Origin of the sequence: Gluconobacter sphaericus (assembly GCF_016757795.1) — a bacterium.
GTDB lineage: Bacteria > Pseudomonadota > Alphaproteobacteria > Acetobacterales > Acetobacteraceae > Gluconobacter > Gluconobacter sphaericus.
Window position 1 is genome coordinate 2,006,477 of record NZ_CP068419.1, and the last position, 25,968, is coordinate 2,032,444.

Annotated in this window: 28 protein-coding genes; 10 read left to right on the top strand and 18 right to left on the bottom strand. The window is 60.6% G+C overall.

The features are described from left to right. Positions 1-260: 260 nt before the first annotated feature. The gene (locus IGS75_RS09560) at positions 261-1,232 is read left to right on the top strand and encodes an EAL domain-containing protein (protein ID WP_202256699.1); all 972 of its coding nucleotides are present in this window, start codon (positions 261-263) and stop codon (positions 1,230-1,232) included. Positions 1,233-1,295: 63 nt separating this feature from the next. On the opposite strand, the gene IGS75_RS09565 is transcribed toward IGS75_RS09560, so the two are convergent. Both IGS75_RS09565 and IGS75_RS09570 read right to left on the bottom strand, forming a co-directional pair. Further along, on the bottom strand, positions 1,296-1,694 hold the full coding sequence (locus IGS75_RS09565; RefSeq protein WP_141349578.1) for a YidB family protein: 399 nt from the start codon (positions 1,692-1,694) through the stop codon (positions 1,296-1,298). 164 nt (positions 1,695-1,858) lie between these two features. Beyond that, positions 1,859-2,563 (bottom strand): pirin family protein, encoded by a 705-nt coding sequence (locus IGS75_RS09570; protein ID WP_202256700.1) that lies wholly within the window; start codon positions 2,561-2,563, stop codon positions 1,859-1,861. A 342-nt stretch (positions 2,564-2,905) separates the two neighbouring features. Between IGS75_RS09570 and hemA the strand changes: the two genes are divergently transcribed. Next, entirely contained in the window at positions 2,906-4,123 is a 1,218-nt protein-coding gene (hemA, locus tag IGS75_RS09575; protein WP_141349582.1) for a 5-aminolevulinate synthase, read from the top strand. A gap of 120 nt (positions 4,124-4,243) precedes the next feature. Here hemA and IGS75_RS09580 read toward each other — a convergent pair whose 3' ends face one another. Both IGS75_RS09580 and IGS75_RS09585 read right to left on the bottom strand, forming a co-directional pair. Continuing rightward, positions 4,244-5,842 carry a Hint domain-containing protein gene (locus IGS75_RS09580; protein WP_202256701.1) on the bottom strand — a complete coding sequence of 533 codons (1,599 nt, stop codon included), beginning with the start codon at positions 5,840-5,842 and terminating at the stop codon, positions 4,244-4,246. A 20-nt stretch (positions 5,843-5,862) separates the two neighbouring features. Next, positions 5,863-6,108 (bottom strand): hypothetical protein, encoded by a 246-nt coding sequence (locus IGS75_RS09585; protein ID WP_202256702.1) that lies wholly within the window; start codon positions 6,106-6,108, stop codon positions 5,863-5,865. A gap of 388 nt (positions 6,109-6,496) precedes the next feature. Here IGS75_RS09585 and IGS75_RS09590 point away from each other — a divergent pair, with 388 nt between their 5' ends. From IGS75_RS09590 to purF, 3 genes are read left to right on the top strand one after another with little or no spacing between them, the layout of a single operon-like run. Next, positions 6,497-6,733, top strand: a complete 237-nt coding sequence (locus IGS75_RS09590) for a hypothetical protein (protein ID WP_228123665.1) — start codon at positions 6,497-6,499, stop codon at positions 6,731-6,733. A 1-nt stretch (position 6,734) separates the two neighbouring features. Next, positions 6,735-7,298 (top strand): CvpA family protein, encoded by a 564-nt coding sequence (locus IGS75_RS09595; protein WP_202256703.1) that lies wholly within the window; start codon positions 6,735-6,737, stop codon positions 7,296-7,298. 25 nt (positions 7,299-7,323) lie between these two features. Beyond that, the gene (gene purF, locus IGS75_RS09600; protein ID WP_202256704.1) at positions 7,324-8,763 is read left to right on the top strand and encodes an amidophosphoribosyltransferase; all 1,440 of its coding nucleotides are present in this window, start codon (positions 7,324-7,326) and stop codon (positions 8,761-8,763) included. Positions 8,764-8,845: 82 nt separating this feature from the next. On the opposite strand, the gene IGS75_RS09605 is transcribed toward purF, so the two are convergent. The 12 genes from IGS75_RS09605 to IGS75_RS09660 form a co-directional block, all read right to left on the bottom strand. Then, positions 8,846-11,068, bottom strand: coding sequence for a histidine kinase dimerization/phosphoacceptor domain -containing protein (locus tag IGS75_RS09605; RefSeq protein ID WP_237468756.1), 2,223 nt, complete (start codon positions 11,066-11,068; stop codon positions 8,846-8,848). A gap of 144 nt (positions 11,069-11,212) precedes the next feature. Further along, on the bottom strand, positions 11,213-12,712 hold the full coding sequence (locus tag IGS75_RS09610; protein WP_202256706.1) for a S10 family peptidase: 1,500 nt from the start codon (positions 12,710-12,712) through the stop codon (positions 11,213-11,215). Positions 12,713-12,831: 119 nt separating this feature from the next. Beyond that, positions 12,832-14,235, bottom strand: a complete 1,404-nt coding sequence (locus IGS75_RS09615) for a class II fumarate hydratase (protein WP_202256707.1) — start codon at positions 14,233-14,235, stop codon at positions 12,832-12,834. A 126-nt stretch (positions 14,236-14,361) separates the two neighbouring features. Next, positions 14,362-15,258 carry a DMT family transporter gene (locus IGS75_RS09620; RefSeq protein ID WP_202256708.1) on the bottom strand — a complete coding sequence of 299 codons (897 nt, stop codon included), beginning with the start codon at positions 15,256-15,258 and terminating at the stop codon, positions 14,362-14,364. A 220-nt stretch (positions 15,259-15,478) separates the two neighbouring features. Then, positions 15,479-15,760 (bottom strand): hypothetical protein, encoded by a 282-nt coding sequence (locus tag IGS75_RS09625; protein ID WP_141349600.1) that lies wholly within the window; start codon positions 15,758-15,760, stop codon positions 15,479-15,481. Then, positions 15,757-16,497: a c-type cytochrome biogenesis protein CcmI gene (gene ccmI, locus IGS75_RS09630; RefSeq protein ID WP_141349602.1), complete on the bottom strand. Its 741-nt coding sequence runs from the start codon at positions 16,495-16,497 to the stop codon at positions 15,757-15,759. The genes IGS75_RS09625 and ccmI overlap by 4 nt, the downstream gene beginning before the upstream one ends. 5 nt (positions 16,498-16,502) lie before the next feature. Then, positions 16,503-16,973: a cytochrome c-type biogenesis protein gene (locus IGS75_RS09635; RefSeq protein WP_202256709.1), complete on the bottom strand. Its 471-nt coding sequence runs from the start codon at positions 16,971-16,973 to the stop codon at positions 16,503-16,505. After that, positions 16,970-17,524: a DsbE family thiol:disulfide interchange protein gene (locus IGS75_RS09640; protein WP_141349606.1), complete on the bottom strand. Its 555-nt coding sequence runs from the start codon at positions 17,522-17,524 to the stop codon at positions 16,970-16,972. The genes IGS75_RS09635 and IGS75_RS09640 overlap by 4 nt, the downstream gene beginning before the upstream one ends. A 12-nt stretch (positions 17,525-17,536) precedes the next feature. Further along, entirely contained in the window at positions 17,537-19,516 is a 1,980-nt protein-coding gene (locus IGS75_RS09645; protein ID WP_202256710.1) for a heme lyase CcmF/NrfE family subunit, read from the bottom strand. A gap of 7 nt (positions 19,517-19,523) precedes the next feature. Next, the gene (ccmE, locus tag IGS75_RS09650) at positions 19,524-20,027 is read right to left on the bottom strand and encodes a cytochrome c maturation protein CcmE (protein WP_011253174.1); all 504 of its coding nucleotides are present in this window, start codon (positions 20,025-20,027) and stop codon (positions 19,524-19,526) included. After that, positions 20,024-20,191, bottom strand: coding sequence for a hypothetical protein (locus tag IGS75_RS09655; RefSeq protein WP_167315815.1), 168 nt, complete (start codon positions 20,189-20,191; stop codon positions 20,024-20,026). The genes ccmE and IGS75_RS09655 overlap by 4 nt, the downstream gene beginning before the upstream one ends. Further along, entirely contained in the window at positions 20,188-20,949 is a 762-nt protein-coding gene (locus IGS75_RS09660) for a heme ABC transporter permease (protein WP_141349610.1), read from the bottom strand. Before IGS75_RS09660 ends, IGS75_RS09655 begins: the two co-directional genes overlap by 4 nt. A 188-nt stretch (positions 20,950-21,137) precedes the next feature. On the opposite strand from IGS75_RS09660, the gene IGS75_RS09665 reads away from it, so the two are divergent. Beyond that, positions 21,138-21,554, top strand: a complete 417-nt coding sequence (locus IGS75_RS09665) for an EVE domain-containing protein (RefSeq protein ID WP_141349612.1) — start codon at positions 21,138-21,140, stop codon at positions 21,552-21,554. An 11-nt stretch (positions 21,555-21,565) separates the two neighbouring features. Here IGS75_RS09665 and IGS75_RS09670 read toward each other — a convergent pair whose 3' ends face one another. Further along, positions 21,566-22,084 carry a hypothetical protein gene (locus IGS75_RS09670; protein WP_202256711.1) on the bottom strand — a complete coding sequence of 173 codons (519 nt, stop codon included), beginning with the start codon at positions 22,082-22,084 and terminating at the stop codon, positions 21,566-21,568. A gap of 141 nt (positions 22,085-22,225) precedes the next feature. On the opposite strand from IGS75_RS09670, the gene IGS75_RS09675 reads away from it, so the two are divergent. Next, positions 22,226-23,065 carry an EcsC family protein gene (locus tag IGS75_RS09675; RefSeq protein WP_202256712.1) on the top strand — a complete coding sequence of 280 codons (840 nt, stop codon included), beginning with the start codon at positions 22,226-22,228 and terminating at the stop codon, positions 23,063-23,065. A gap of 287 nt (positions 23,066-23,352) precedes the next feature. On the opposite strand, the gene IGS75_RS09680 is transcribed toward IGS75_RS09675, so the two are convergent. Then, positions 23,353-23,556 carry a hypothetical protein gene (locus IGS75_RS09680; protein ID WP_202256713.1) on the bottom strand — a complete coding sequence of 68 codons (204 nt, stop codon included), beginning with the start codon at positions 23,554-23,556 and terminating at the stop codon, positions 23,353-23,355. Between the two features lie 104 nt (positions 23,557-23,660). On the opposite strand from IGS75_RS09680, the gene aat reads away from it, so the two are divergent. The 3 genes from aat to IGS75_RS09695 are packed head-to-tail and all read left to right on the top strand — an operon-like array spanning position 23,661 to position 25,869. After that, complete coding sequence (aat, locus tag IGS75_RS09685) at positions 23,661-24,338, top strand: leucyl/phenylalanyl-tRNA--protein transferase (protein WP_202256714.1); 678 nt, start codon at positions 23,661-23,663, stop codon at positions 24,336-24,338. Next, positions 24,335-25,252 (top strand): DUF4412 domain-containing protein, encoded by a 918-nt coding sequence (locus IGS75_RS09690; protein WP_141349625.1) that lies wholly within the window; start codon positions 24,335-24,337, stop codon positions 25,250-25,252. Before aat ends, IGS75_RS09690 begins: the two co-directional genes overlap by 4 nt. Further along, positions 25,249-25,869 (top strand): hypothetical protein, encoded by a 621-nt coding sequence (locus IGS75_RS09695; protein ID WP_202256715.1) that lies wholly within the window; start codon positions 25,249-25,251, stop codon positions 25,867-25,869. Before IGS75_RS09690 ends, IGS75_RS09695 begins: the two co-directional genes overlap by 4 nt. Positions 25,870-25,968 lie beyond the last annotated feature (99 nt).

Genomic DNA, 25,968 nt, shown 5'->3' on the forward strand with positions numbered 1-25,968 from the left:
AGCCGTTCCGAAGGGGTGTCACAGACCCGGAAGTACGTCCGGGCGGGAAACCGTAACAGCTTTGTCCGAATTGATCGAACGAAGAGTTCCCTTCTTCAGAGAATGAATAGGTCGGGAGGGTAGGAGAGGGCGATGTGTGTCAGGAGCGTGCCATAAAAACCCATCCTATTAAGGAAAAATTAGGCTCTTGAGCGGCATTGTCCCCGACATGAAGAACGGAGGTGTCCGCATTGGATGATCTAGGACAGGGAGCAACTTTGGTGCCGGTAGCCCCTCAGGACCTGCATGCCGGCCGGACAGTCATGGCAGAGGAACTGTCCGAACTGCCGAAAGGCAAGACCGGCCATGCCTTACCGATGACTGCGTCCAACGCAGGGATGTTTGCAACGACGTTAAGGAGCCGCAGAGCACGCCAGAAAAGTGCGCTGCCCCCTCTGCGATGGTTGCCGCGCTTTGTGGTGGGACGTAGTGGAGCAGACAAGGTGACCGGGGCGCAGGTGGACATGAGCCAACTCTGGCTTTCCGTTCCGCGCCGGACCCTACGCAAGAGTCGGCGCAAGAGTCTGGGCCAGCAGCAGCGGGAATTTGACACCGATCTGCTGGGGAATGCCTGTGCACAGGCTGCGACATGGCCGGAAGGTATGCGGTTGATGGTTTCGCTGGAAGACGATCAGGCACCGGACGGAGATTTCAACAACCGGCTGAATACCGTTCTTCAGGATAGTGGTTTTCCGGTCAGCCGGCTTGATCTCGTGTTTCAGGAAAGCGGTTTGGCGCAGGACAACAAGGAAACCTGTTACGCGCTCTCAGCACTGCGCGATCAGGGATGCCAGATTTTTCTGGGCGGTTTTGGCAGCGCGCCTTCCAGTCTGAGTCTTTTGCGGGAACGCGCGATGGGAGGGTTGCTGGACGGGGTCCAGTTCGATGCGTCTATGCTCGTACCCTCCGGCTTGACCTGGCGTCAGTCCGGCGATGCTCCGCAGCTGGATGAATCCGCCACGGTTTTTTACCGCGCAGCTCTTGAGGCCGTGAAGGCACTGGGTTTGAAGGTCCGCAGTATTGGCGTGGATCTTCCGGATCTTCTGGATTTCATACAGAAAGTCGGATGTGTCGAAGCATCTGGAACGATGCTGGCTGCACCGGAAACGACGGTACAGATCAGCGAGCGCTTTGAGGAAACGGCGGGGCGTCCGCGCCGTCGTCGCATGGCAAGAACGGCGGAAGGTCTCTGAGGAGATTTTCCGCCGTATTGGCCGGAAAGGAGCAGGACCGCCTGCAGGATGGGGGAGGATCGTTCAGTTGATCCTACACTGGTAACTGAAGAGGCGTTCCGGATTTTCCCGAAGCATTGTGGCTAGCATCGGCAGTACTTCGGTCAGTGCCGTTTCAACAGCTTTCGGTGACTGACCGGTCTGGTCACAGATATGGTTCAGCCGCTTTTCTCCCATGAGATCCTCGACCTGTTCAGGAGACAGGGGCGTTGAAGGAGGAAGCCGGATTTCGCTGATGGTAGTGGCGAACTGGCAGTCCTCCTTCATCATCTTGATGGTAACTTCCGTCAGGCCGGAACGATCCGTGCTTGCGCCGCTCAGCCAGTCACCGAAACGGGTGAACACGGATGTTGCGGCCTGGGCTTCCGTCTGGCCTTTGCCGGATACCGAGGGCTTGTTTGTGAATGTGTTCTGAACGGTCATTGTCAGGCTCCTTCATCTCAGAAGAAAATGGGCCTTTGCCGGGCTGGTGGCCCTGCGATGACAACGCCCTTCAGGGCTGAAGGCTGCGCAGCCGGGACAACACCTTTCTGTGTGATCTGTCACAGAGAATTCGGGTGTTGCCACGATCTGCCGCCTGGCCTTTTTCAGCTGAGCGCCGCGCTTTCCACGAGAACGATTTCCGCATCTTCCAGCGCGGTGATTGTGAAGCGTTCCACGTCATGAAGTGCCGCGCCATCGCGGTGTCCGACGGTCTCGCCGTCGATTTCCACGCTGCCGCTTGCAGGGACCAGATAGGAAAACATGCTGCGATCCGTCTCGTAGGTCAGTGTCTCCCCTGCCTTGAGGGTTGCACCGAGAACCCGTCCACGGGTTCTGATGGGGAGGGCATTGTCTTCCGGGAAACCGGATGCGAGAGGAACGAACCGCCCATTGCGTTCATGCCGTGGGAAAGGGCGTGTGCCCCAGGACGGTGTGCCGCCTGTTTCATCCGGGATCAGCCAGATCTGAAACAGGGTCGTGGCCTCGTCATCCCGGTTGAATTCGGAATGAATGATACCGCTTCCGGCTGACATGACCTGCACATCGCCTGCTTCGGTACGACCCCGATTACCGAGGCTGTCTTCATGCGTGATAGCGCCGGTCCGGACATAGGTGATGATTTCCATGTCGCGATGGGGGTGCGCGCCAAAACCGTTATGCGGTGCGATGCGATCATCATTCCAGACACGCAGCCGCCCCCAGTGCATGCGGTTGCGGTCCTGATAGTCCGAGAAGGAAAAATGATAGTGGGCGTCGAGCCAGCCATGATTGGCGTGACCGAGGGTCTTGAAAGGTCTGATGTTCAGCATGGGGTCATGCTCCTGAGTGGATGTCGTGCTGTAGATAATGGGATATTGAGAGGATGAAGAAAACGGAAAGGATAGAAATGTTAAGTTTCCAAAAATGACATCACAGACCTGCCTGACCTTGGGGGCTGGGCCATTTTCGCGCGGGCTGCGGCAAGCGGGTCTCTTGCGGTGGCCTCGCGCTCCCTGTGGCGCTACCCAGGTATTACGCTGGATCTGGATGATGGAGTTGTGAATCTGTTGGGCGGCGGGTGCGGCACGACTGAGGGCTCTGCTGGCTTATCTGGAGAGAGAGCTTGGCGAGATCGTGTCACAGGATTACAGTGCCGGGCAGGAGAAAACGCGATGAACTATGATGCGATGTTTCAGTCCGCCCTTGACGGTCTGCATGCGGATGGGAGCTACCGTTACTTTGCGGATCTCGAACGCCGGGCCGGAAATTTCCCCAAGGCATTCCATCATGGCCTGGGCCGTGATGTCACGGTCTGGTGCTCCAACGACTATCTCGGCATGGGGCAGCACCCTGAAGTCCTGAAAGCCATGCACAAGGCGCTGGACGAAACGGGCGCCGGCGCAGGCGGAACCCGCAATATTTCCGGCACCAACCATTATCATGTGGAACTGGAAAAAGAACTCGCTTCCCTGCATGGCAAGGAAAGCGCTCTGCTTTTCAACTCCGGCTATCTCTCGAATTGGGTGACGCTTGGCACCATCGCCGGGCGGCTGCGTAACTGCGTGGTTCTGTCCGATGAACTCAATCATGCGTCCATGATCGAAGGTATTCGTCATTCCCGCGCCGAGAAGCAGATCTTCCGTCACAATGACGTCGAGGATCTGGAGCGCCGCCTGAAGGAACTTCCGGCGGATGTTCCGAAAATTATCGCTTTCGAGTCGGTTTACTCGATGGATGGCGATATTGCCCCGATCGAGGCCTTCTGTGATCTCGCCGACAAATACGGTGCTATGACGTATCTCGACGAGGTTCATGCGGTTGGCATGTATGGTGATCACGGTGCGGGCGTGGCTGAGAAGCTTGGTCTGTCCCATCGCCTGACGGTCATCGAAGGAACGCTCGGCAAGGGCTATGGCGTCGTGGGCGGTTATATCGCCGCCTCTGCCGCGCTGTGCGATTTCGTCCGTTCCTTCGGGTCTGGCTTCATCTTTTCAACAGCTCTTCCGCCGATGATCGCGGCCGGCGCTCTCGCCAGTGTGCGTTATTTGCGCAGCAGCAGTGCGGAGCGGGAAGGCCAGCAGCGGGCCGTTGCCTATCTGCGTCAGGCTCTGGACAAGGCTGGTCTTCCTCATCTCATGAACTCGAGCCATATCGTGCCGGTAATGGTGGGTGAGGCCGAATTGTGCCGCAGCCTGTCGGATGAACTGCTGAACCGCTTTGGCAACTACATCCAGCCGATCAACTTCCCGACTGTTCCGCGCGGAACGGAGCGTCTGCGGATTACGGCGACGCCGCTGCATACGAACGAGATGATCGATGAACTGGTCGAGGCGCTTGCGACATTATGGCAGGAGCGTCAGCTCAAGACTTTCAAGTCCGTCGCAGCCTGAAGCGAACAAAAGAGAAGTTTTCGGACAAGCTTCTCTTTATCTTTCCGTGAGCCGTTAGAAAAAAGGCAGCCCTTGGAAGGGGCTGCCTTTTTTTGTGTCAGGTCATCGCGGGGATGAGGTTCAGGCTGCGACTGCAGTCTGGGCCTGGACACCATGTGCGATGATCTGGAGGCTGAGAATGCCACCGGACATTTTCAGCGTTTGGCCGAAATCCAGACGGGCATTGCCACCGGTCCAGCGTGCATGGCTGGTTTCGATGCTCCACCAGCCATCGGCATAGGGGTCCGAAAGGTGGTTGGAGAGTCGGTGCGTCTGTTCGGCGCTCCAGATCGTGACTTCGCCTACGAGAACGCCGAGTGTGCGACGGTCATCGACGAAGGGGCCGATATGGTCAGCCGGGCGTGCGGCTGGACTGATGATGCGTGCAGTCTGGCAGCCTTCGGGCAGCATGAAAACAAACTGTTCACCACGGGTCCGGATCGGATACAGGACTGTTTCGTCCTGCAGAATCAGATGGATCTGGTTCGTTTCATCCTTAGACGGTGCGGCCTGCGGAGCGGTGTAACCCAGTGTCTTTGCGCGCAGGGCAAGTGCTGCGAACAGGGGTTCGACGCGGGCACGGTCCGTAATAAGCGGCAGTGCGGCATCCTTCTCCCAGCTCAGTGCATGCAGACGGGTCAGGGTGTTCCCCTGCATGAGTGCATCAGGGCGATGACCGACATCCAGGAAGCTTTCCGACAGCGCGCCATTGGCGATCAGCACCGAATGCTGTTCGGTTTCGACATGGTAGTAGTTGTATTCCGTGATGGCATGGTCATAGGCAATGCTCATACCATTGACGAGCATCCGCACCGGAATGAAACCACCTTCGAGCATCATGCAGTGTTCAGGCGTGACCAGCAGATCCCGGCTCGGGACGCCGTCAGCCAGAGCACCGGCACGGACGCGCACGGGGACGCCATCCAGGTCAGCATGTCCCGTGGAACCGTTCTTCGCATGGGCACGGCCGACGCGCAGGACCGTCTGTGTGAGGGTCGTCCCGTTCTTGTAGATCGTGATCTGATCACCAGCCTCAAGGGTCTCGATGGCCCGCTCGCCCTGGGGCGTCAGGAGCATGGTGCCGGCGAGGTAGCAGACCTGCTTTGAAGCGTTGACGATCTTTGAACCGTTGACGATGCTCCAGCTTCCGTCAGCATTTTGAATGACGGTCGGTGTGCCGGCTTCATAACCTGCGGCGAACGAGATGTTCGAAAGCGTGATCGTGCTGCCTGCTGGATTGGTGCTAGTTGTTAGTGTGTAAGTGCCGTCGGCATTCTTGGTAAAAGCGGCTTTGGCAGCGGCATATGACCTTTTTGCGATCGTGATGACGGAGGTCGCATCGTAGCCCGTGATGGGCGTGGTCACCGTTTGTTTGTTATCCGTCAGGAGAAGCTGGTTGGGCTTGCCGTTCGTCGCGTCACTGCCAAAAGTGATCGCTTTGCCGGCAACAGCATTGTTGACGTAAAGGGAAGCCCCGTTCTGCAGCACTGTCGTGAGCGACGAGTCCATCTGGAACCAGTTATTCGTGCTGCCCAGTGTTGATCCGTCGAGGATCAGGGTTCCGGAGCCTGTGACGTTGTCGCTGCTGGTCAAAATGGTTGGGTTGTCGCTGATTTTCAGGGTGCCATTTACGAGCGTATTGCTGCCAAGATTTACGGTGTTGGACGTGGCGATATTCATCGTCCCGCCCTGGTTGACCGTCAGCTGGTTACCGTGGTGCTGGCATCAGAGGATGTTGCCGTGACATTGAGTGTCGCGTTGGTGGCGACCGTCAGCGTACCGAAGTTTGTTGAATTCGCCTGTGCAGCATTGATCGTGACCGTCGCATTATCGGACGTGCCAGCTACGACGCTGTCCCATCCGTAATCCTGCGGGACTTTGCCTTCACTCCAGTTTGCTGCGACGAACCAGTTTCCGGTTGCGCCACCCTTCCAATAGTTTGTCATTTTTTAACGCCCTGATGGGGCCGGAAGGGGCGCGCCGAAAACGACATCACCCTCAAACCTGACTCGCTATGTGTTGTTCTGCGCGGGGTGTTAACTATTAGATAACAAAACGACAAGATTACATATGTTTTAAAAATAGAAACAGCGATGACAAATTATGAAAATCATATTTTTCGATAGCCTGTAGAGGGCCCTACAACTGCATCATTCTGTGTCAAAGCGTGCTGGAGTATCTCTTTTTCGAGTAGGTCCGGGCGACGTCCTGGCAGGAAAAAATGGCGAACGGGTTGCCTGTCTCCGGTGTTCCGCTCATCATGCCGTGATGGTGTCACAGGAAAAATCGACTCCCTTCCGTAAGAATCGGAAAGTAACGAAGCTTTCCCAAAGAATGGGAATTGCGGGAGCCTCCTGTGTACTGGATGTCATGGTCAATGACCGGTCTGCTCTGGTCCGGGACAGCGCGGCTTTCATTGCGATTCTGGAAAAAATCTGGAAAGCGCGTGATGTCGATGCGAGCCTGGTCTGGTCGGAGCTCGACGAGCGGATCCGTCTGGCGGATGAGTTGCGTGCGAGTGGGATCCGTCCCTACAAGGGGGGCCGTTTCCGCTCGACGAAGCTGCCGTGACATGCCGCCCCTGCCAGACCTGTCCCATATCAACCCTGATGATCTGACCCGTCTCGACATCGTTGCCCTCATTATCATGGCGCTTTCGGCGTTATGGGGGCTGACGCGGGGTTTTGCGACCGAACTGGCCGGGCTTCTGGCCTGGGTAGGCGCGATTGTCCTGACCTATCGGTTCCACGGGATGCTCGAGCCTTATTTGGAACCCTATCTGCATCAGGCGGCACTGGCCGGAAGCGCGAGTACGGCAGTTTTTTTTGTTGTCGTGCTGCTGGTCTTCACCATGCTGGGCGCGCGGGTCGGTTCGGCGGCGCGGGGCGTTTTGTCTGGTGGCGTGGACCGTATTCTGGGTGCCGTATTCGGTGTGGCGCGGGGTTATGTGGCCCTGATTGTGCTTTATCTATTGGCGGGGTCTTTTTTCGGCTCGTGGATGTCCTATGTGATGCAGGGAAGCCTCATCGGCCCTTACATTGCCGCTGGAGCCACCCATCTGACAGGTTATCTGCCTCATTTCCTGCAACCGCATCTTGCGTCTCCGTTCACAAGCGGCCATGAGGCGTCCTTGTGAAACCAGTCTGGAAAGGCCGCGCCGCATGACCCAGTCCGACAGTCTCAACCGCCCCTACGAAGAATGCGGGGTTTTTGGCGTCTGGGGTGTGCCTGATGCGTCCGCCCTGACGGCTCTGGGGCTGCATGCCCTGCAGCATCGCGGCCAGGAAGCCGCCGGTATCGTCAGTTTCGATGGCGAACGGTTCCACCAGCACAAGGGACTGGGGCTGGTTGGCGATGTTTTCGGTGACAGCCACGTCATGGCGACGCTACCCGGTACGGTGGCCATCGGTCACAACCGCTATGCGACAACGGGCGGAACCCATGTCCGCAACGTGCAGCCGCTTTATGCCGATTATGAGTTTGGTGGTCTGGCTGTCGCGCATAACGGCAACCTGACCAATTCTGCGACCCTCAAGCAGGCGCTGGTCAAGCGTGGATGCATCTTCCATTCCTTGACGGATACGGAAGTCTTCATCCACCTGATCGCTATTTCGCTTTATACGACCGTGCTCGACCGCTTCATCGATGCCGTCAAGCAGGTGAAGGGTGCGTACTCGCTCATCACGCTAACGCCGGATGACGGTCTGATTGGCATGCGCGATCCGCTCGGTGTGCGTCCGCTCGTTCTCGGCCGGATGCCGGGCTATGAGCAGGGCAATGGTGGCTGGGTACTGGCGAGCGAGACCTGTGCTCTGGACATCATTGGTGCGGATTATGTCCGGGATATTGAGCCCGGCGAGATCGTCGTCATCAATAATGAAGGTCTGCGTTCCCTTCGGCCTTTCGGGGACAAGGGCGGGCGCTTCTGTGTCTTTGAATATATTTACTTCGCACGGCCTGACTCCGTGCTCGAAGGGCAACCGGTCTATGAAGCGCGGCGGCAGATCGGCTGCGAACTGGCGCGGGAGAGCGCGGTTGAGGCGGATGTCGTGGTGCCAGTGCCGGATTCCGGCGTGCCGTCCGCGATCGGCTATGCGGCAGAGAGCGGTATCCCGTTCGAGCTTGGCATTATCCGTAACCATTATGTAGGCCGGACTTTCATCGAGCCGACGGATCAGATCCGTAATCTCGGCGTGAAAATGAAGCACTCTGCCAACCGGCCGGTTCTGGCCGGCAAGCGCGTCATTCTGGTGGATGACTCGATCGTCCGTGGCACGACGTCGCGCAAGATCGTGGACATGGTGCGTGCGGCCGGTGCGACGGAAGTGCACATGCGCATCACGTCTCCGCCGACGAAGCATGCGTGTTTCTACGGGATTGATACGCCTGAAGAGAGCAAGCTGATGGCAGCGACGCACACGCTTGATGAGATGGCACAGGCGATCGGTGCAGACAGTCTGGCTTTTGTCACCTTCGACGGGCTTTACCGGGCGCTGGGTCATGCCAATCGGGCCGAGGGCGCGCGCCGTTACTGCGATGCGTGCTTCACCGGGGATTATCCGATTGAGCTGGTGGACAAGGAAGGCAATCTGGTCGCGTAAGGCCGGATTTTCCTTGAGAACACAAAACAGGCGCCGGACCACAAGTCTGGCGCCTTTTTTTATGCCTGAATGCGGGGAAGGCTCAGGGAGATGGGTAGGGGGGATGAGACAGGGCAGCCTTGGTGCCGGTATCTGCTTCCGAAGGCAGAACAGTGTCCAGCGGCAGGGTCATGACGGCTTCCAGGCCCGGGGTGAGCGTGGTGTAGGTCAGTGTGCCCGAGAGGCTGCTGACGACGGCATTCATCATGCGCGTTCCGAAACCTGTTCCTTTAAGCTGAGGAGTGCATTCGCCCTGATCAGAGACGGTCAGCACCAGACGGTCGCTGGTTTGAGCCAGGCCGACATACAGTGGGCCAGCCTTGCCATCATAAGCGTATTTGCTGGCGTTGATGACCAGTTCGGTCAGGATCAGGCCGATATTGATGGCGCGATCGGCCGAAATCATGATCGGGAAGAGGGAGAGGTGTAACTGTTCCTGCCAGTCTCCGCCCAGTGCCGAGCACAGCTCTTCCATCAGTTCTTCAAGATAGCGGCCGAGGTCCACGATGCCGAAATGTTCGTCCCGGTACAGGCGTCGATGAACGAGGCCGATGGCAGAGATACGGTGCTGCGCTTCGGTCAGGGCGGTTGTGGTGTCCTCGTTTGAGGCGCTGCGGGCCTGGAGTTTGAGGAAGGAGGCAACCATCTGAAGGGAGTTCTGTACGCGGTGGTTTACTTCCTGGATTAAGAAGTCCTTCTGGCGGAGCAGGCTTTCACGCTCTTTCAGTGTGGCGGCGAGGGTCGCGTTGAGCTCGCGGAGTTGCTGGGTCTGGTAATCCGCGATCAGAACGCGGCGCAGGCGGCGGGCGGTCTGTTTCTGTTCGCTGGTCCAGCGTGTGCTGTGACCGCGGATTGTCTGTTCCCAGGTTCTGAAGGAGACGCGGGGGCGTAGGACGTCGCTGCCTTCCGCCGTCTCCTTATGCGGGTTTCCGGCCCATTCGATGGTCTGGATGATTTCGACGCGGCTCCAGATCAGGCAGGTCGGCGTCCGGAACGGGAGTGTGATGGCCATGAGGCCGGCCGAACGTTCGGGCCACTCGGCTGCGGGAGGATAATCCTTGCCCAGCATGGTGCTGACGAAAATTCCGCCGTTTGTGCCCAGTCTCAGCCAGTCATGCAGCCGGTGCAGGTTGTCCGCATCGGGCAGTACGCCGCTCCCGGTAATGGTCCGGTCACTGATGACGGCAAAGCCATTGCACGGGAAGAGGGACTGCAGTTCGCCCATGAAGCTGCGCAGGTTACTTTCGATGGGATGGTGCACGTCGAAATGGGACGTCACAAATTCCATCGCGTTGCGCAGGCGCAGACGCTCCTGATAGGTGACCAGTTCTTCCTTGTTCCGCAACTGCCGCGACATGACACCTGCCAGCGTCCGGCAGGCGGCGCGGATGTCTTCGGACAGACAGCGCGGTGTCGCATTGTGGCAGGCGATCAGGCCCCACAAAACGCCGTCCACGACCAACGAGATGGAGGCCGATGCCCGTGCGCCCATATTGGTCATGTACAGAAGATGGATCGGTGAGACGCTTCGGAGCTGGATATCGCTGAGATCGAGCCCTGTCAGTCCGGCCTCTCTGGGGCGGATGGGGGCGGCTTCGTATGTGACGTCGGGGATCACACGGATGCGGTTGCGCAGATAGAGCGCCCGGGCCTGCGCGGGGATATCGCTGGCCGGAAAATGGTGATGCATCAGGGAGGGGAAGGCCTCGTTCCGGCTTTCGCCGACAACGCGACCCGTACCGTCTTCCAAGAAGTGGTAGACCAGAACGCGGTCAAAGCCCGTGAGGCGCTGGAAGACCTCAGCGCCTTGACGACAGACGGATATCGTATCCGGACAGCGCTCGAAGCGGTCCGCCGCTCTGTCGATTTCCCCAAAAATATCCCAGGTCAGCAGGTTGTGCGCTTCGACTGGTTCAAGCTCGATGAGGAGACGGGTGTCCTGAACGTGGCGCAGGATGCTGAAGGTTTCGTCTTTCAGCCCTGCAATGCGCAGATCGGACAGGGAAGACCGCTCTTCATCGTGAAGACGGCTTTCCGGGATTTTCAGCACATCCGCCAGGGGATGTCCGAGCCAGTCGGAAACGAGACGCCCTTCGATGTCGCCTGCGCCACCGATGAGTTTCAGGTTCGTACTATCGGCGACGAGCAGCAGCCCATAGGGCTGGATGGCTTCCGGTCGATGGATCGGCTCGCGGTCGCACGAGGTCATGATGGCATGTTCCAGCGCACAGCCCTGTTCGGGAGCGAGAGGTCGCGGGACTGTCAAATGGAGATCCACCCGAAAGAGGAAGAGAGCGCCCGAAGCCCCTGAAAGAGAGCAGATATGAAAGGTCCAGAAGTCATCGCTTCCATTATCTGCTCCTTCATCAGGACTCTCTATTTATGACATCATGCTTCAAAGATGGCTGTTTTAGGGCTGGCGCCCGTCGGCCTGGATCCAGGAGGCGACGTCTGCCGAGAGGGCATGACGGCTAGCCGGGCGTGTGTAGAGCATGTGGCCGCCCTGATAGAGATGCAGGGACACGCGATCCGCACCCACTGTCAGATGATCCTTCATCCAGTGTGCGGTGCCGAACGGGCAGGCCACGTCGTAATAGCCATTGGCCACGAAAACGCGCAGGCCCGGATCGAGCGCCAGCAGGCGGTTGAGGACTGGGATCTGGTGGATCGGCGCGGGACCGCCCGAGCTCCACTTCCAGCTTCCGTTCACTTTGAGGGAAAGCAGGTCGTAGGTCAGCGGGGTCTTGAAGCCGAGCTCATTGGCCGCATAGCCGGAGAAGGCGTTTCCATAAGCACGGCCGAAGCCGAACAGCGTCGGATCGGGGCTTTCGTCCAGACCGTCGGCTGCGGGGTCGGCGATGGACTGTGTAAAGTCGTACAGCCCGTACAGGCGGCCGTTACGGGACATAATGTCATGCGAGCCGATGGCCGGAATGCCGTGCTGACGCGCGATTACGTCTTGTGGCAGGCCGGTTCTCTGGGCGATCTCGGCATACAGCGCCTGACCTTCGCTGCCAGACGGGAGCTTGCCGGCGATTTTCGGGAGATAGGTGTTCAGGGACCACTGATAGGCGTCTTCGGCGGTCTTTTCCGTCACGTTCGGGCTCTGATGCGATGTGATCAGGCTGGGCATCATGAGGGCGGCGGAAAGCGGGTTCTCGTCTGAATCCAGCAAGGGCATTTCGATGGCCGGAGAGATCATCACGATGCCGTTGAGCAGGATGCCCTGTTCCATCTGGAGTGCATTTGCGACCTGAATGGAGCGGATGCCGCCATAGCTTTCTCCCACGAGGTAGTGCGGGGAGGCTTGGCGACCGTTGGCCGACGTCCACAGGCCGATGGCCTTGGCGAAGGCGCTTGCGTCCTGCTTGACGCCGTAGAACTGGTCCCCGGCCTTTGCCGTGTCGGTGGGGCGGGAATAGCCCGTGCCTACGGCATCGATGAAGACCATGTCCGTGACGGGGAGCCAGCTGTCGGGATTGTCACCCATTGTGGCATGTGTGCCGTCCGTCGGATCTTTGGCAGGCATGGTCAGGGCCTTGGGGCCTGCGGCGCCCAGGTTCAGATAGGCCGTAGCTGCGCCCGGACCGCCATTGAAGAAATACGAGACCGGGCGTGTGCCAGCCGGGACGCCGTCCTTTGTGTAGGAGACGTAGAACATGCGGGCGGTCGGTTTGCCGTCATGGTCGCGCAGGATGAGCGTGCCAGCATGGGCGGTATAGGCGATGCCGTTCAGATGATGCTGGGTGATGGAATCTGCCGGAAGCAGAGCTGCTTCGCCGGTGAAGGCGTCGGTGGCCTTGCCGGATTCGACTTTTGCCGTGTCGGTTTTGGGAGCCTCGGCCGCCGCGGCCGTACAGACGGGGGATAGGAGCGTTAAAGCGAGCAGGGCTGCGCGGCGGGTCATCATCTGACGGGCATCTCCGATAAAAAAGCAGGAATATTCCGCCGTATCAGTCCTGAGGCGGAACGGCTACCGCTGCCGCATGAAGTTTTCGTCATGCGGCAGGGTGAGGGGGCCGGATCTGTTCAGGCTTTGGGCGGTGTAATGTTGGGACGCAGCATCAGGCGCGGGTCGGCGAAGCGGTCATACTCTTCTGATGTCATGAACCCGAGTTCCAGCGCGGCTTCGCGCGGGCTCAGTCCCTTCTCCATGGCGTGATGGGCGACTTGCGAGGCGCGATCATAACCAATGGCGGGGGAGAGCGCCGTAACGAGGACGAGCGAGCGTTCCAGATCCTGCTTCAGCTTCTCCGTATTGGCTTTCGTGCCTTCGACGAGGAAGCGGCGGAAGTTTTCTGAACCGTCATGCAGAAGGGTGATGCCCTGCATGATGTTGTGGATCATGAGCGGCTTGTAGACATTCATGTCCAGCATGCCCGCAGCCCCGCCAAGGCCGACGGCAACATCATTGCTCATGACCTGAAGGGCGAGCATGGCCAGCGCCTCGGCCTGTGTCGGGTTGATCTTGCCTGGCATGATCGACGATCCCGGCTCGTTCTCCGGCAGGTGTAGTTCACCCAGACCGGCTCGCGGGCCGCAGGCGAGCAGGCGGATGTCGTTGGCGATCTTGAACAGGCTGCCCGCTGTCGTGCGCAGCGCGCCCGACAAATGCACGAGTGCGTCATGGGCGCCCTGAAGCGCGAACTTGTTCTCACCTGCCGTGAAGCCGAGGCCCGTCAGGCGTGCGATTTCCGTACACGCGCGACGGTCAAAGCCTTCATCCGTGCTAACGCCCGTGCCCAGCGCCGTACCGCCAAGGGCGAGCGGGAACAGACCATCGCGGGCCTGTTCCAGACGGGCGATATTGTCCGTCAGCATCCCGGCATAACCATGCCATTCCTGACCCAGTGTGATGGGCACGGCGTCCTGAAGATGGGTGCGACCAACCTTCACCAGATCGCGCCATTCTTCGGTCTTGGCGGCCATGGCGTCCCGCAGGCGGGCCAGGGCCGGGATAAGGCGGCGATGCGTGCCGAGGACGGCCGCGATATGCATGGCGGTCGGGAAGTTGCAGTTGGTGGACTGCGACATATTGACGTGATCGTTCGGGTGCAGCGGTGTCTTGCTGCCGAGCGGATTGCCGGTGATCTGGCATCCGCGGTTCGCGATGACCTCGTTGACGTTCATGTTGAACTGCGTGCCTGAGCCCGTCATCCAGACATGGAGCGGAAACATCCGGTCATGCTCGCCCTTCGTGATTTCGTCACAGACCGTGTGGATCAGATCTGCACGCTCCTGAGACAAACGTCCACTTGCGGCATTGGCCGTGGCACAGGCACGCTTCATGATCGCATAGGCCTCGATCATCTCACGTGGCATCAGTTCGCGACCGATGCTGAAATATTTCAGGGAGCGCTGGGTCTGCGCGCCCCACAGCACATCGTCAGCAACTTCGATCGGGCCCATGCCATCGGTTTCGGTACGGCTCATTGTCTGTTTTCGGCTTTCCTGCGGGTGATCCGGCTCATTTCACGAGGGAAATTATCGCACAATCGCCGCAGGACAAAGGAAGACAGCCATAGAAAATCAGGATGCCGTCACAGCGAAGAAGCAGCTTCAGGATTCCACGATCTGGGCAACCGGGTGGCGGCCATAGGTATTGGTCAGGATCACGCCGGCCATCACGACGGCTCCTCCGATCAGGGTGCGCAGAGAGGGGACCTCGTTGGTGAGGATATAGGCCAGAACCATCGTGACGGGGGGCAGAAGATAAAGTAGCGCGGCGCCCCGGGACGCGCCGAGATGGCCGATCACGAAACCCCAGGCCGCATAGCCGAACGCTGCCGGGAAAATGCCGAGTTCCAGCACCGCGGCCTGTCCCTGCCAGGAGGCGTGGGAGAAGCTTGTGAGGCCCTGAGGCAGCCAGGGCGTCAGGAAAATCGCACCAGAAATCAGGACATAAGCGATCGTCGGCAGGGCGCCGTAGCGGCGGATCAGGCCCTTCTGAAGGATCGTGTAAAACGCCGCGCAGACAGCCGCGCCGAACACCAGTGTCGCACCGGAACCAAAGGAGAGGCCGCCGCTTTGTCCGTTGGCGATCATGGCCACGCCGCTGAAACTCAGAATCGATCCCGCCCAACCCCAGCGGGACATGCGCTCACCGAGGAACACCATGGCCAGAAGGCCTGCCATCAGTGGGGCAGCACTGATCAGAAGGCTGGCCGCGCCGGATGAGACGGTCATTTCTCCGCAGTTGAACATGATATTGTAGACCGTAATCCCGATGACCCCGCAGGCCAGGATCTGCGGCATATCCGTCAGTTCCGGGCGGCGGGGACGCTTCCACAGCAGCCACAGGGCGGCCATGACGGCCGCAACGGCGTAGCGCAATGCGGCCAGAGGCACGGGGGCAAAGTCATGCAGGGCAATCCGGACGACGGGATAGGCGCTCGCCCATGACAGGATGGCCACGGCGACGAAGAACGGCATGAAACGCCCGGAAGAATCTGTCATCACTGCCCATTATCAGGAATATTTCCCGAACGGGAGACGGACTTTACGCGAGGCTTCAGAATGTATGCTCGAAGGTCAGTGTTCCGATGACCTGACGGGCTGTACTGCAGCCTGAGAGTGGCAGTCCGGTGCCCCCGAGAATGGAGGTTCTGGCGTTCCTGCACATGGGAATCGCTGGAGCAGTCCCGGATCAGGTCCTCGTCCAGGACCTGTCGGTATATTATTTCAGCCAGCGATCACCGCTGAAACGGTTGTGGGAGAAGAGAAAACCGGCCACCAGCCCGATAGCGGCGAACATGATCGTCCACAGCGAGATTGGCAGCAGCAGAGTCGAGAGTGCCGCGAGCAGGACCATTCCGGCGAAGGCGCAGACGGCGGATTCGAGGATGCGCGGACCGTAATGGCGTTCAGCCCCGCAGCTGGGGCATTTTTCCGAGGTCGGGCGCATGGGCTGGCGGCAGACGGGGCACAGCGCGATGGCGTTGGCTTCGGGTTTTCTCACTGACCGTTATTCTCCTGATGTTCGCCGACCGCGATACGCGCTTCCACGGCCATACGCCAGGGCGCATCGGCCGGTGCCGCTGCCAGGGCGCGGCGATAGAGGTCAAGGCTCTCACCAGAGATATGGCTGCCATTGCGACTTTCAAGCTCGGCGAGGCGGATGGCAAGCTCGGGCTCGAAATGCGCATTCAGGGCGACTTTCCAGTCCCGGATTGCGTCATCCGTCAGGCCTGACCTGGCTTCGACCTGCCCCAACATGAAGTGTCCGGTCGCATAAGTCGAGGACGTGGCAGGGATCGTGGCGACTTCAGCCTGAAGTTTATGAATTGTTTCCAGACCTTTCGCGTCTGGCCCCGTCTGACGTCCACTCAGCGGTTGAGGCGGAAGGGATGGGTGCCCGTTGACGATATAGAGCGCGAAAGCAAGCACAGGGATGCCGATCCCGACGGCGACAACCGGTAGGGTACGGCTGCGTTTTGCAGGCTCGGCGTTCAGGTCCTCAACGGCGGCTTCGCCATCCGTGGCCAGAAGGCGACGCTGAACCTCCAGACGGGCGGCCTGGTATTCCTCATCATTGATAAGGGCAAGAGCATGGTCGCGCTCCAGATCGCCAAGCTGTCCGCGATAGAGGGTGAGAGCAGAGTCACGCGCGTTGACGCGCCGGCGCAGGGTTCGCAGCCCCAGAAATGCGGGGCACAGGGCCACCGCCGCGATTATCAGGATTCCCAACCAGAACAAAAAGATTACTCCCGGCCCGACAGGGCATCCAGACGCGCGCGCTCATCATCCGTGAGCGGCGCAGGCGTGACGACGGTGCGGCGTCTGGTCGCACGCCATGCAATGACAAGTCCGGCCACCAGCGCGAGCGCCGGCATCAGCCAGAGCAGGGCGGTGGACCATGAAAACTGTGGGGCCAGACGGATGAACTCGCCATAGCGCTCGGTCATCCAGTCCATGATCTGCTGATCAGACTTCCCAGCCGAGACCTGCTCGCGCACGACCTTGCGCAGATCGCGGGCGAGGGGCGCGCTACTGTCCTCGATGCTCTCATTCTGACAGACAAGGCAGCGCAGATGCGCCCCAATGGCTTCGGCCCGCTTTTCCTGCGCCGGGTTGGGCAGCATTTCGGACGGATCATCCACGGCAAGGGCTACCCCGCCACCAATCAGACCAACTGCAAGCAGCAGCGCTGGAAAACGTTTGAAGGCCTTCATAGTCCAGCCAGCCTCGGGCGGATTTCCGCCTCGTAGATCTGTGGATCGAGGGCTGCGCTTCCGTGCCAGATGATGCGGCCTCCCGGTGCGACCAGAAAACTCTCGGGCACGCCGGTCACGCCCCAGTCTATGGCGACGCGGCCATGACGGTCTGACGCAACGCGCGCATAGGGGGAGCCGTCACGCTGGACGAAGCCGGCAGCGTTCTCGGGCTTGTCCTCATAGGCGATGCCCCAGATCGGCATATTGCGCGAGATAGCGCGCAGGCCGGGCATTTCTGCCACGCAGGGAATGCACCATGAAGCAAAGAAATTGACCAGAACCGGGCGGTGCTGGGCTTTGAGTTCCGCATCGGTGAAGCCATCGCCAAGACCTGGGAGGCCCGGCATGGCGAAGCTCGGAATGGGTTTGCCGACATTGGGGTTCTTGATGGCGCGCGGGTCGAAGGCGCCGCTGCGCATGTCGCTCAATATCCGCCAGAAGCCGACGCCGAGGACACCTGCACCAATGATCGGAGCGGCCGTGAGGATGCCGCGTCGTGTTGCGTTCATGTCTCTCTCCCCTCAGGCGCGCGCCATGTTGCGGGCGGCCGCGCGCTTGGGGGCGCCGATCCGCATGCGGCGGTCAGACAGCGAGAATGCGCCGCCAATGGCCATGACCAGCCCGCCCAGCCACATCCAGGGTGCGAGCGGATTGCGGTGCAGTCGCAGAACATAGGTCGTGTCCTGGCCGGTGCCGTGCCGGTCACCGATCACGCCGTACAGGTCGGTGATGAAGTTGGTGTGGATGGCGACTTCGGTCGTGGTCTGGCTCTGCGTCGTGAAGTCGCGCTTTTCAGGATGCAGGATGGTCACGAGCTTTCCGTTATGGCGGATGGCGATGTCGGCCTGCATGGCCTTGTAGTTCGGGCCGATATAGTCGTGCACGTCCAGCAGCGTCCAGTCGTCTCCGGCCAGAGAGCGTGTCTCGCCGATATGGACTTCAACGATGGCATGTTCGGCCTGAGACATGCCGCACAGGCCGAGAATGGTGATACCCGCGCCGATATGGGCCAGCGCTGCTCCCCAGCTCGAACGCGGCAGGTTCTTCATCCGCTCCCACACGCCCTGCGCGGACGTATGGCCGATGCCGATCCGGCGCAACACGTCGGAGACGGACGCCGCGATCACCCAGACGGCCAGCGCGCCGCAGGCGATGGGCAGGATGCCGGAGAGCTTCCAGAAGCACAGGACCAGCCCGACCGCCGCAATCCCGGCTGCGGCATAAAGATGCGAGAAGGTCCGGGCGAGCTGTGCGCGCTTCCACGGAAGCGCGGTGCCGACGCCCATGGCCAGCAGGAGCGGCAGGGTCAGCGGGATCGTCGCGGCGTCAAAGAATGGCTTGCCCACGGAAATCGTCCGTCCGGCCAGAAGCTGCATGAAGGGCGGGTACATCGTGCCTGTGACGACGACGGCGCAGATCGAGCACAGCAGGATGTTGTTTAGGACCAGCGAGCCTTCACGCGAAACGGGCGAGAACAGGCCCGTCGAGGTGAGGGAGGGCGCACGCCACGCAAACAGAGCGAGCGAGCCGCCGATGACGATGGCGAGCAGGGCGAGAATGAACACGCCACGAGCGGGATCATTGGCGAAGGCATGGACCGAGTTCAGGATCCCCGAGCGGACGAGGAACGTGCCGGACAGGGAGAACGAGAAAGTCGCAATGGCCAGCAGGACCGTCCAGATTTTCAGGCCTTCGCGCTTTTCCACGACAATGGCGGAATGAACGAGGGCGGTGCCCGTCAGCCAGGGGATAAGGGAGGCGTTTTCCACCGGATCCCAGAACCAGTAACCGCCCCAGCCCAGCACATAATAGGACCACCAGGAGCCCAGCGCGATACCACAGGTCAGAAAGCACCAGGCCGCCACGGCCCAGGGACGAACCCAGCGGCCCCATGCGGCATCAACGCGGCCCTCAATCAGGGCGGCGACCGCGAAGGCGAAGGGGACGGCGAAACCGACATAGCCGGTGTAGAGAATGGGAGGGTGGAAGGCGAGGCCCGGATCCTGAAGGAGCGGATTCATGCCCTGACCATCTATCGGTGCCGGGAAGACACGGTCGAACGGGTCAGAGGTTAGAAGGCAGAACATCTGGAAACCGGCGGAAACGCCGCCAAGAATGGCCAGAACGCGTCCGCGCAGGATGTCCGGCAGGTTGCGCCCGAACAGCGAGACCGCACCGCCGCAGACAGCGAGGATCAGCGTCCAGAGCAGCACGGAGCCTTCATGGTTTCCCCAGACGCCTGTGATTTTATACAGCAGCGGCTTGGAGACGGCGGAATTCGCCGCAACGTTCTGGACAGAGAAATCGTCGCTGACGGCGCATATGATAAGGCACAGGAACGAATAACCCAGTGCGATAAGCTGCGAGACCGCAAGATAGGGTGCGAGCCCTACGAGACGGGCGTCGCGGCGGCTGGCGCCCCAGAGCGGGACGGCGAACTGCACGAGGGCGAGCACACAAGCGAGGGCCAGGGCGAAATGGCCCTGTTCTGGTCCGAACATCAGGCGATCAGCCCCCTGCTTTCTTTGCGGTCATGGTGTCCCAACTTGAGGCGTCCGGCGCTTTGCCAAAGCGCGGGTCCCATTTGCCAGTCCGTTTGAGTTCGTCCGCGACTTCCTTGGGCATGTAGGTCTCGTCATGCTTGGCGAGGACTTCGCTGGCTGTGAAGCCACCATCCTTCTGCACGGTGCCGAGGGCCACGACGCTCTGTCCTTCGCGGAACAGGTCGGGGAGAATGCCCGTGTAATGGACCTCGACGGCGGCCTGTCCGTCTGTAACTTCGAAGGCGTTCACGGGAGTACCGTTCTCGTTGATGCGGTGCAGGCTGCCGGCCATGACCATGCCGCCGAGGCGGATGGTTCGGTCAGGCGACGGCGGATTGGCCTTCACCTGCGAGGGCGCCATGAAGAAGACGATGTTGGACGAGAACGCCCGCAGGGTCAGGGCTGCGGCGGAGCCAACACAGGCCAGACAGGCGATGACGATCCAGAGGCGACGGGTCTTGCGGGTCATGATGCTGACCTTTCACGGCGGCGGGCATGGCCCTCAACGGCGGCCAGACGGGCTTTGGATTTCCGCAGGCGCAGGGCAGCACCGACACCGAGGACGAGCGAACAACCCAGCGTCAGGGCATAGGAGGCCGCGATATACGGCCAGTGGTTCGGGAGATGCATCATGCTGCTTGACTGTCCCTGCGATCGAGACGCGAACGGGCCATCATCTGGCGCGCACGGCTTTCATGGATGGCGGCGCTGAGCCGGGTGAAAATGACGGCCGCAACACCCAGCGTAAAGCCGATCGTGCAGATCAGCAGCGGCCAGAGCATCATCATGGACATGGTGGGTGCGCCGGTCAGGGTGATGCTGTCGGGCTGGTGCAGGGTGTTCCACCACTGGACGCTGAACTTGATGATCGGCAGGTCGATGACGCCAGCCAGTGCGAGGATCGCGGCGGCGCGCTGGCCGCGGGCCGGTTCATCGAAGGCGCGGATGAGGGCGATATGGCCGAGATACAAAAAGAACAGCACCAGCATCGAGGTCAGGCGTGCATCCCACACCCACCATGTGCCCCACATCGGCTCACCCCAGAGCGACCCCGTAATCAGGCACAAAGCAGCGGCGCAGGCGCCGACCGGGCCGATTTCGATGGCAGCGAGATCGGCCAATGGATGCCGCCAGACCAGAGACAGCACGCTGCAGATCGCAAGGCCGAGGTAGCAGGACGAAGCCAGCCAGGCCATCGGGACATGTACGTACATGATGCGCACGGTGTCACCCTGCTGCCAGTCAGCCGGGGCGACGAACAGGCCCCAGATCACGCCGACTACGAGAAACACGATCGCACCACCGGTCAGCCAGGGCAGCAGGGTGCGCGCCAGACGTAGAAACTGCCCCGGATTGGCATAGCGATGGAGCAGGTTGGGGGTAGGGCGCACTGGGACACGGACCTCGGCAGAGTGGCAACGCGGCGATGGGTTCCCCGCGACAAGTTCCCCATTGAAATAGTCCGAAGCAATCATATTCGGAAGAGGTGCGTTGTCCCATTGTTCCGATCACTGTTATCACGTTTCACGGAATTGAGCGGCAAATGCCCTAATACATGCCCTTGCGGCGGGAGTGAGACGTGGCTTTCTGGCTGGTGAAATCGGAACCCGAGGCGTTCTCGTGGGCACAGCAGGTCCATAACGGCGTCGAGCCGTGGACGGGAGTGCGCAACTATCAGGCGCGCAACAACCTCTCGGCCATGAAAAACGGCGATCTGGCGTTTTTCTATCATTCCGTCAGCGAAAAACGCATTGTCGGCGTGGTTGAGATTGTACGGGAGGCTTATCCGGACCCGACAGCAGAAGATCCGCGCTGGGTCTGTGTGGATGTGAAGGCGATGGGGGCTTTTGCCCATCCAGTAAGTCTTGCCGATATCAAGGCGGATCCTGCCCTGGCGGAGATGGCACTGCTGAAACAGTCCAGACTGTCAGTTGCGCCGGTGACGGAGGCGGAGTTTCGTCACCTGACGCAGATCGGGGGGTGGACGCGTCCCTGAGAGGCGCGGTTTTAGTGAATGGGGGAGGAGTCGCCGTTCACGAGGATGTTCGTCTGGCCGTTGACCGGATGGCCGGCGTAGCTCGTCGGGGAGTCTTCGTCTTCATAAGGTGACTGAACGGGCGCGTTGAACTTCACCGGCATGCCGAACAGCGTGAAATGGGATGGCAGGTTGTTGGTGCCGTTGGTCTTCTGCTGGGCGTTCGGGCCAGGCATGCCGACCGGAAGATGGGTGCGGACGCGATCGCTGTAGCTGGCAAGCGCGGTCTCCGAGTCTTCCACTTCCGTATAGCCATGTGGCGGCGGCGGGGCGCCTTCATCGGGCAGGGCGGACTGCTGGGCCGGAGTCAGAGGTTTGGCCGGTGCGCCGACGATCTGGCCGGCTGTCGGGCCCATCTGCGGAAGATTGGCCGTACCGTGTACGGCATGGTGACGGGTGTGAGTTGTGGCGGCATGGGCCGAAAAACCGGCCGGGATGAGGAGGCTGGCTGCCAGCGGAGCAGACAGAATCCAGCGCGATAATACGGTCATTGTTGTAATTCTCCTCACCCCGCCGGGGGCGTCCCGGGTAGCGTCACAGGGCCGATATCCCCATGATGGCGCCATGTTAGGATATGAAACCTGCTATCCGGTAAACGGTTTCGGGTCTTACGAACAGGAGTTTTGATCGTCATGACCGTAGTGAATGACACGCAGCTTCCAACCAGCGAATTCGCTTCGATGGCGCTGGACGGGGATTCGCTTGCCCAGCTTCAGTCGGTTCTCGAAAAGGTGGAACAGGGTCGCGGGGTTCTCGTGCGTCTTGCAGACCTGATGGGGGGGGCGGTCGGACAGGCGACGCGACTCGGTATGCAGGGACTTGGCCTGGCGCCGACAGTGCAGGAAAAATTCCACAACGCGGCTGAGATCGCCATCGAGCGTGCGTTCAAGGTCGCCATACTTGGGATCGATAACGAGGCTCCTGCCGTTCGTGAGCCCTGGCGCGAAAATGTGGGACAGGCCGCCGTGGCTGTTTCGGGCGCGCTGGGTGGTTTCGGCGGAATCTTCGGTCTTGCACCGGATGTGGGTTTCACGACGCTGACCATCATGCGCGAGATCGCGCGTATCGCCCGCGAGGAAGGCGAGGACCTGCGTAATGAAGACACGCGCCGGGCCTGTCTCGAAGTGTTCGCCCTGCGCAGTTTTCCGGCACGACAGACCGAAGATGAGAGCGAACTCGGGTTCTTCTCGGCGCGGGCGTTGCTGCGCGGACGGCCGATCGTCATGCTGATGGCGGAAGTGGCGTCGCATTACGGAATTGGCCTGTCGCGCAAATTCGCGTTGCAGATGGTGCCCGTGGCGGGCGCGCTGTGTGGGGCATCGCTCAATGCCGCATTCCTCGCGCATTACCGCGCGCTGGCCCGGGCCCATTTCACGATCCGCCGTCTGGAACGGACGCATGGGCTGGCCGTTAAGGAAGCAGCTGCCGACCTGCGCGCAGGGGGAACCGGCGCATCTGAAACATTTTCCTGATTTTCGGGAGTTTCCGGGGAAACCCCATGCCGATCAGTCCTGTCTGGCCTGGATAGACATCGTTGCTGGCGGTCGTAAGCTTTTCCTCACCGCCGCCGCGTGCTGTCAGCAGGACGGTCTGCATTGGGCGAGCAGCAACTGCGACGGTGACCCGCCTTGTTATACGGGGATGGCGGGAAGGCTGAATCGGGCGCAGGCCAATCTGGCGTAGACGCTGCCGATCTCTATTGGGGCAGTGCGCAGTCTGATCTGAGGTATCTCGATGGCCGGTCTGATCCTGATGTTGATCAGTCTGCTGTGAAGGACGCCTCGGTCATGGACGGGGGTTCGACGCGTTCGCGCATCATCCACAGATCCATGAGCGCGGAGATGACCAGGCAGAAGACGTTGACCTTGGCGAGGGTCATCAGCAGGCCGTGCGCTTCAGGCATTGCAAGACGCAGCGCGCCGAGAATGACGAGAATGATGGCATAGACGAAGGCAAGCGGCACTGGAGGTCTCCCTGACGATGGAACACCCTTACCATGCCCGCTGCCGGCACGGCCATGTTTTCCCGTGATGACCGGATCATGACACGAGTAGAGACTGTATCCTCATGGACGACATAACGCCGGATCTTCTGTTGCGGGCCTATGCCTCGGGGATCTTTCCCATGGCGCCCGACGCCGGAAGCACGGAACTCTCATGGTACCTGCCCGAAGAGCGCGGGATCATGCCGTTGAACGGGATGCACGTCCCCAAGAAGCTCATGCGACTGGTGATGTCCGGAAAAATGACGGTGACGGCTGACCGGGCTTTCGATGCGGTCATGCTGGCCTGCGCGGAGCCTGCGTCAGGGCGGGAGACGACCTGGATCAGCGGGCGTATCCGCGCTCTTTACGGTACCCTGCACAGGCAGGGAAACGCCCATTCCATCGAGGTCTGGGACGGTGAAAAGCTGGTGGGTGGCCTGTATGGCGTGTCGCTGCATGGGGCTTTTTTCGGCGAGAGCATGTTTTCGCGCGAACGTGATGCTTCTAAGGTGGCTCTGGTTCATCTTGTCGCAGGGTTGCGCAAGGGGCGGTTCACGCTGCTGGATACACAATACACCACGCCTCATCTGACGGGGCTTGGCGGTATCGGAATTCCAGCGGCGGATTATCAGTCCCTGCTTCATCAGGCGCTGACCGTGTGTGCGGTCTGGCCTGACGATTTCAGCCTTCAGGCCCTGCGGGAATCCATTGCGTCCCTGCGTGTGCCTGCCGGGTACGCGCCTGCCGGAGATCCGCCATGATTGTTTTCACGCGCCCCGCCCTCATGTCTGCCGCGCCCTTGGGAGTGCTGGCTGTCGGCCTGTGTCTGGTGACGCCGGCCCGTGCGGAGGACCATCCCCGCCTGACGCCGACGCGCGATGTCACGGTTGTCTATGAACTCACCACGCCGTCTTCGCCTGCCAAAGCTGGGCCCAATACCGTCAAGGTGGCGTTCTCGGGGGCGGGCGATCTGCTGCGGATTGATTCGCAGGACGGCAATGGCGTGACGATTCTCGACCGGCCGGCGCAGCAGGTGACGCTCGTGATGATGAAGCAGCAGGTCTATACGCGTCTGCATCCCAGCCATGGCCTGCATAATCCGTTCATGCTCGATATGGACATGCAGTATACGCCGGCGGGACATGAAACCGTGGCGGGCGTGGCCTGTGAGCGTTGGGACATCCAGAGCAGCCATGGCAAGGCCAGCGCCTGCGTGACGGAAGACGGCGTCATTCTTACTGAGAATGGCGTGGATGCGGATGGGGTGGAAGGATCGATCAAGGCCCTTTCGGTGTCCTATCATGATATTCCTTCCTCGACGTTCGAGCCGCCGGCGGGATTCCATATTCTCGAGCCGAAGGCCCGGCCAGCCCATCAGAGCCAGGCCGGAAGTGCGACACCGTCTCCCGTGCCGGAAGCCTCAGGCAGCGACATGAAGACGACAATGCCTGAGGCAGCACGCCCCGAGACGTCCGATTCCGACAGCCCCGTGATTGGAAGCCAGGACAGTCCGGCCCCGGCGGCGACAACACCTGGCCCTGAGGCACAGTTGCCGGGGCAGTCGTCCCAGACTGATACGACCCAGCCTTCCGTTTCCAATGATTCTTCGGGGGATGGCTCGGTGTCCGCTCCGGATCAGCCGCCCAGCGGTCCTGCTGATGGAAATCAAAAATGAGGCTGACGTTCTGGCACGGCGCATGCGGCGCGGCCTGTATTCTGATGGCGGCAGTATGCGCTTTCCCGGCAAGGGCAAATGTGCCGTCTGCTCCGGTTCCGGCACCCTCGCCAGAGTTGGGTTCGGCCCCGCTGGTAACGCCGCTGCATGACGCCGATATCGATTATGTCCTGACCGGCCCGTCCGGGCAGCGCATGCACCAGCGCATGCGCTGGACGTCCGCGCTGTGGCGGCAGCGGGTCGAGCCGGAAGGCTCTGCTACGATCATGCTGACGGATTACCGCACGCATACGCTGATGGTGCTGGATGGCACGAACCGTACGGCGACTGTCATGTCTGCGCCGGCGCAGGGTTTTTCCGCGCCTGGGACACCAGCATCCGGATCATGGCGCAGACTGGGGCAGGGCAGGATCGCGGGTGAAGCCTGCACGATCTGGGAAAGCGCGGACAGCGATCATCACCCAACCACATTCTGTTACACTGATGACGGTCTGATGCTCGGGGCGGTCCATGATGGCAAGCCGGTCGTGGAGGCAGTTTCCGTCAGCCACGCCCCGCAGCCTGTCGAGATTTTCGACCCGCCGCCGGGCTATCACCGCGTCGATCCCGCGCACTGAGATCGTGGGGCCTGAGCGGCCCGGCGCTGTTACAATTCGTCCGGCTTCTGCCATGATTGACGCCTCTTGCTGCCATTTTCAGCGGTCATGATCTTTCTC

Bases quoted from the DNA above. Each gene is read 5' to 3' on its own strand.
- IGS75_RS09565 (WP_141349578.1), bottom strand. From the start codon at position 1,694: ATGACCGTTCAGAACACATTCACAAACAAGCCCTCGGTATCCGGCAAA.
- IGS75_RS09570 (WP_202256700.1), bottom strand. From the start codon at position 2,563: ATGCTGAACATCAGACCTTTCAAGACCCTCGGTCACGCCAATCATGGC.
- hemA (WP_141349582.1), top strand. From the start codon at position 2,906: ATGAACTATGATGCGATGTTTCAGTCCGCCCTTGACGGTCTGCATGCG.
- IGS75_RS09580 (WP_202256701.1), bottom strand. From the start codon at position 5,842: ATGAATATCGCCACGTCCAACACCGTAAATCTTGGCAGCAATACGCTC.
- IGS75_RS09585 (WP_202256702.1), bottom strand. From the start codon at position 6,108: ATGACAAACTATTGGAAGGGTGGCGCAACCGGAAACTGGTTCGTCGCA.
- IGS75_RS09590 (WP_228123665.1), top strand. From the start codon at position 6,497: ATGGGAATTGCGGGAGCCTCCTGTGTACTGGATGTCATGGTCAATGAC.
- IGS75_RS09595 (WP_202256703.1), top strand. From the start codon at position 6,735: ATGCCGCCCCTGCCAGACCTGTCCCATATCAACCCTGATGATCTGACC.
- purF (WP_202256704.1), top strand. From the start codon at position 7,324: ATGACCCAGTCCGACAGTCTCAACCGCCCCTACGAAGAATGCGGGGTT.
- IGS75_RS09610 (WP_202256706.1), bottom strand. From the start codon at position 12,712: ATGATGACCCGCCGCGCAGCCCTGCTCGCTTTAACGCTCCTATCCCCC.
- IGS75_RS09615 (WP_202256707.1), bottom strand. From the start codon at position 14,235: ATGAGCCGTACCGAAACCGATGGCATGGGCCCGATCGAAGTTGCTGAC.
- IGS75_RS09620 (WP_202256708.1), bottom strand. From the start codon at position 15,258: ATGACAGATTCTTCCGGGCGTTTCATGCCGTTCTTCGTCGCCGTGGCC.
- IGS75_RS09635 (WP_202256709.1), bottom strand. From the start codon at position 16,973: ATGAAGGCCTTCAAACGTTTTCCAGCGCTGCTGCTTGCAGTTGGTCTG.
- IGS75_RS09640 (WP_141349606.1), bottom strand. From the start codon at position 17,524: ATGAACGCAACACGACGCGGCATCCTCACGGCCGCTCCGATCATTGGT.
- IGS75_RS09645 (WP_202256710.1), bottom strand. From the start codon at position 19,516: ATGTTCGGACCAGAACAGGGCCATTTCGCCCTGGCCCTCGCTTGTGTG.
- ccmE (WP_011253174.1), bottom strand. From the start codon at position 20,027: ATGACCCGCAAGACCCGTCGCCTCTGGATCGTCATCGCCTGTCTGGCC.
- IGS75_RS09655 (WP_167315815.1), bottom strand. From the start codon at position 20,191: ATGATGCATCTCCCGAACCACTGGCCGTATATCGCGGCCTCCTATGCC.
- IGS75_RS09670 (WP_202256711.1), bottom strand. From the start codon at position 22,084: ATGACCGTATTATCGCGCTGGATTCTGTCTGCTCCGCTGGCAGCCAGC.
- IGS75_RS09675 (WP_202256712.1), top strand. From the start codon at position 22,226: ATGACCGTAGTGAATGACACGCAGCTTCCAACCAGCGAATTCGCTTCG.
- aat (WP_202256714.1), top strand. From the start codon at position 23,661: ATGGACGACATAACGCCGGATCTTCTGTTGCGGGCCTATGCCTCGGGG.
- IGS75_RS09690 (WP_141349625.1), top strand. From the start codon at position 24,335: ATGATTGTTTTCACGCGCCCCGCCCTCATGTCTGCCGCGCCCTTGGGA.
- IGS75_RS09695 (WP_202256715.1), top strand. From the start codon at position 25,249: ATGAGGCTGACGTTCTGGCACGGCGCATGCGGCGCGGCCTGTATTCTG.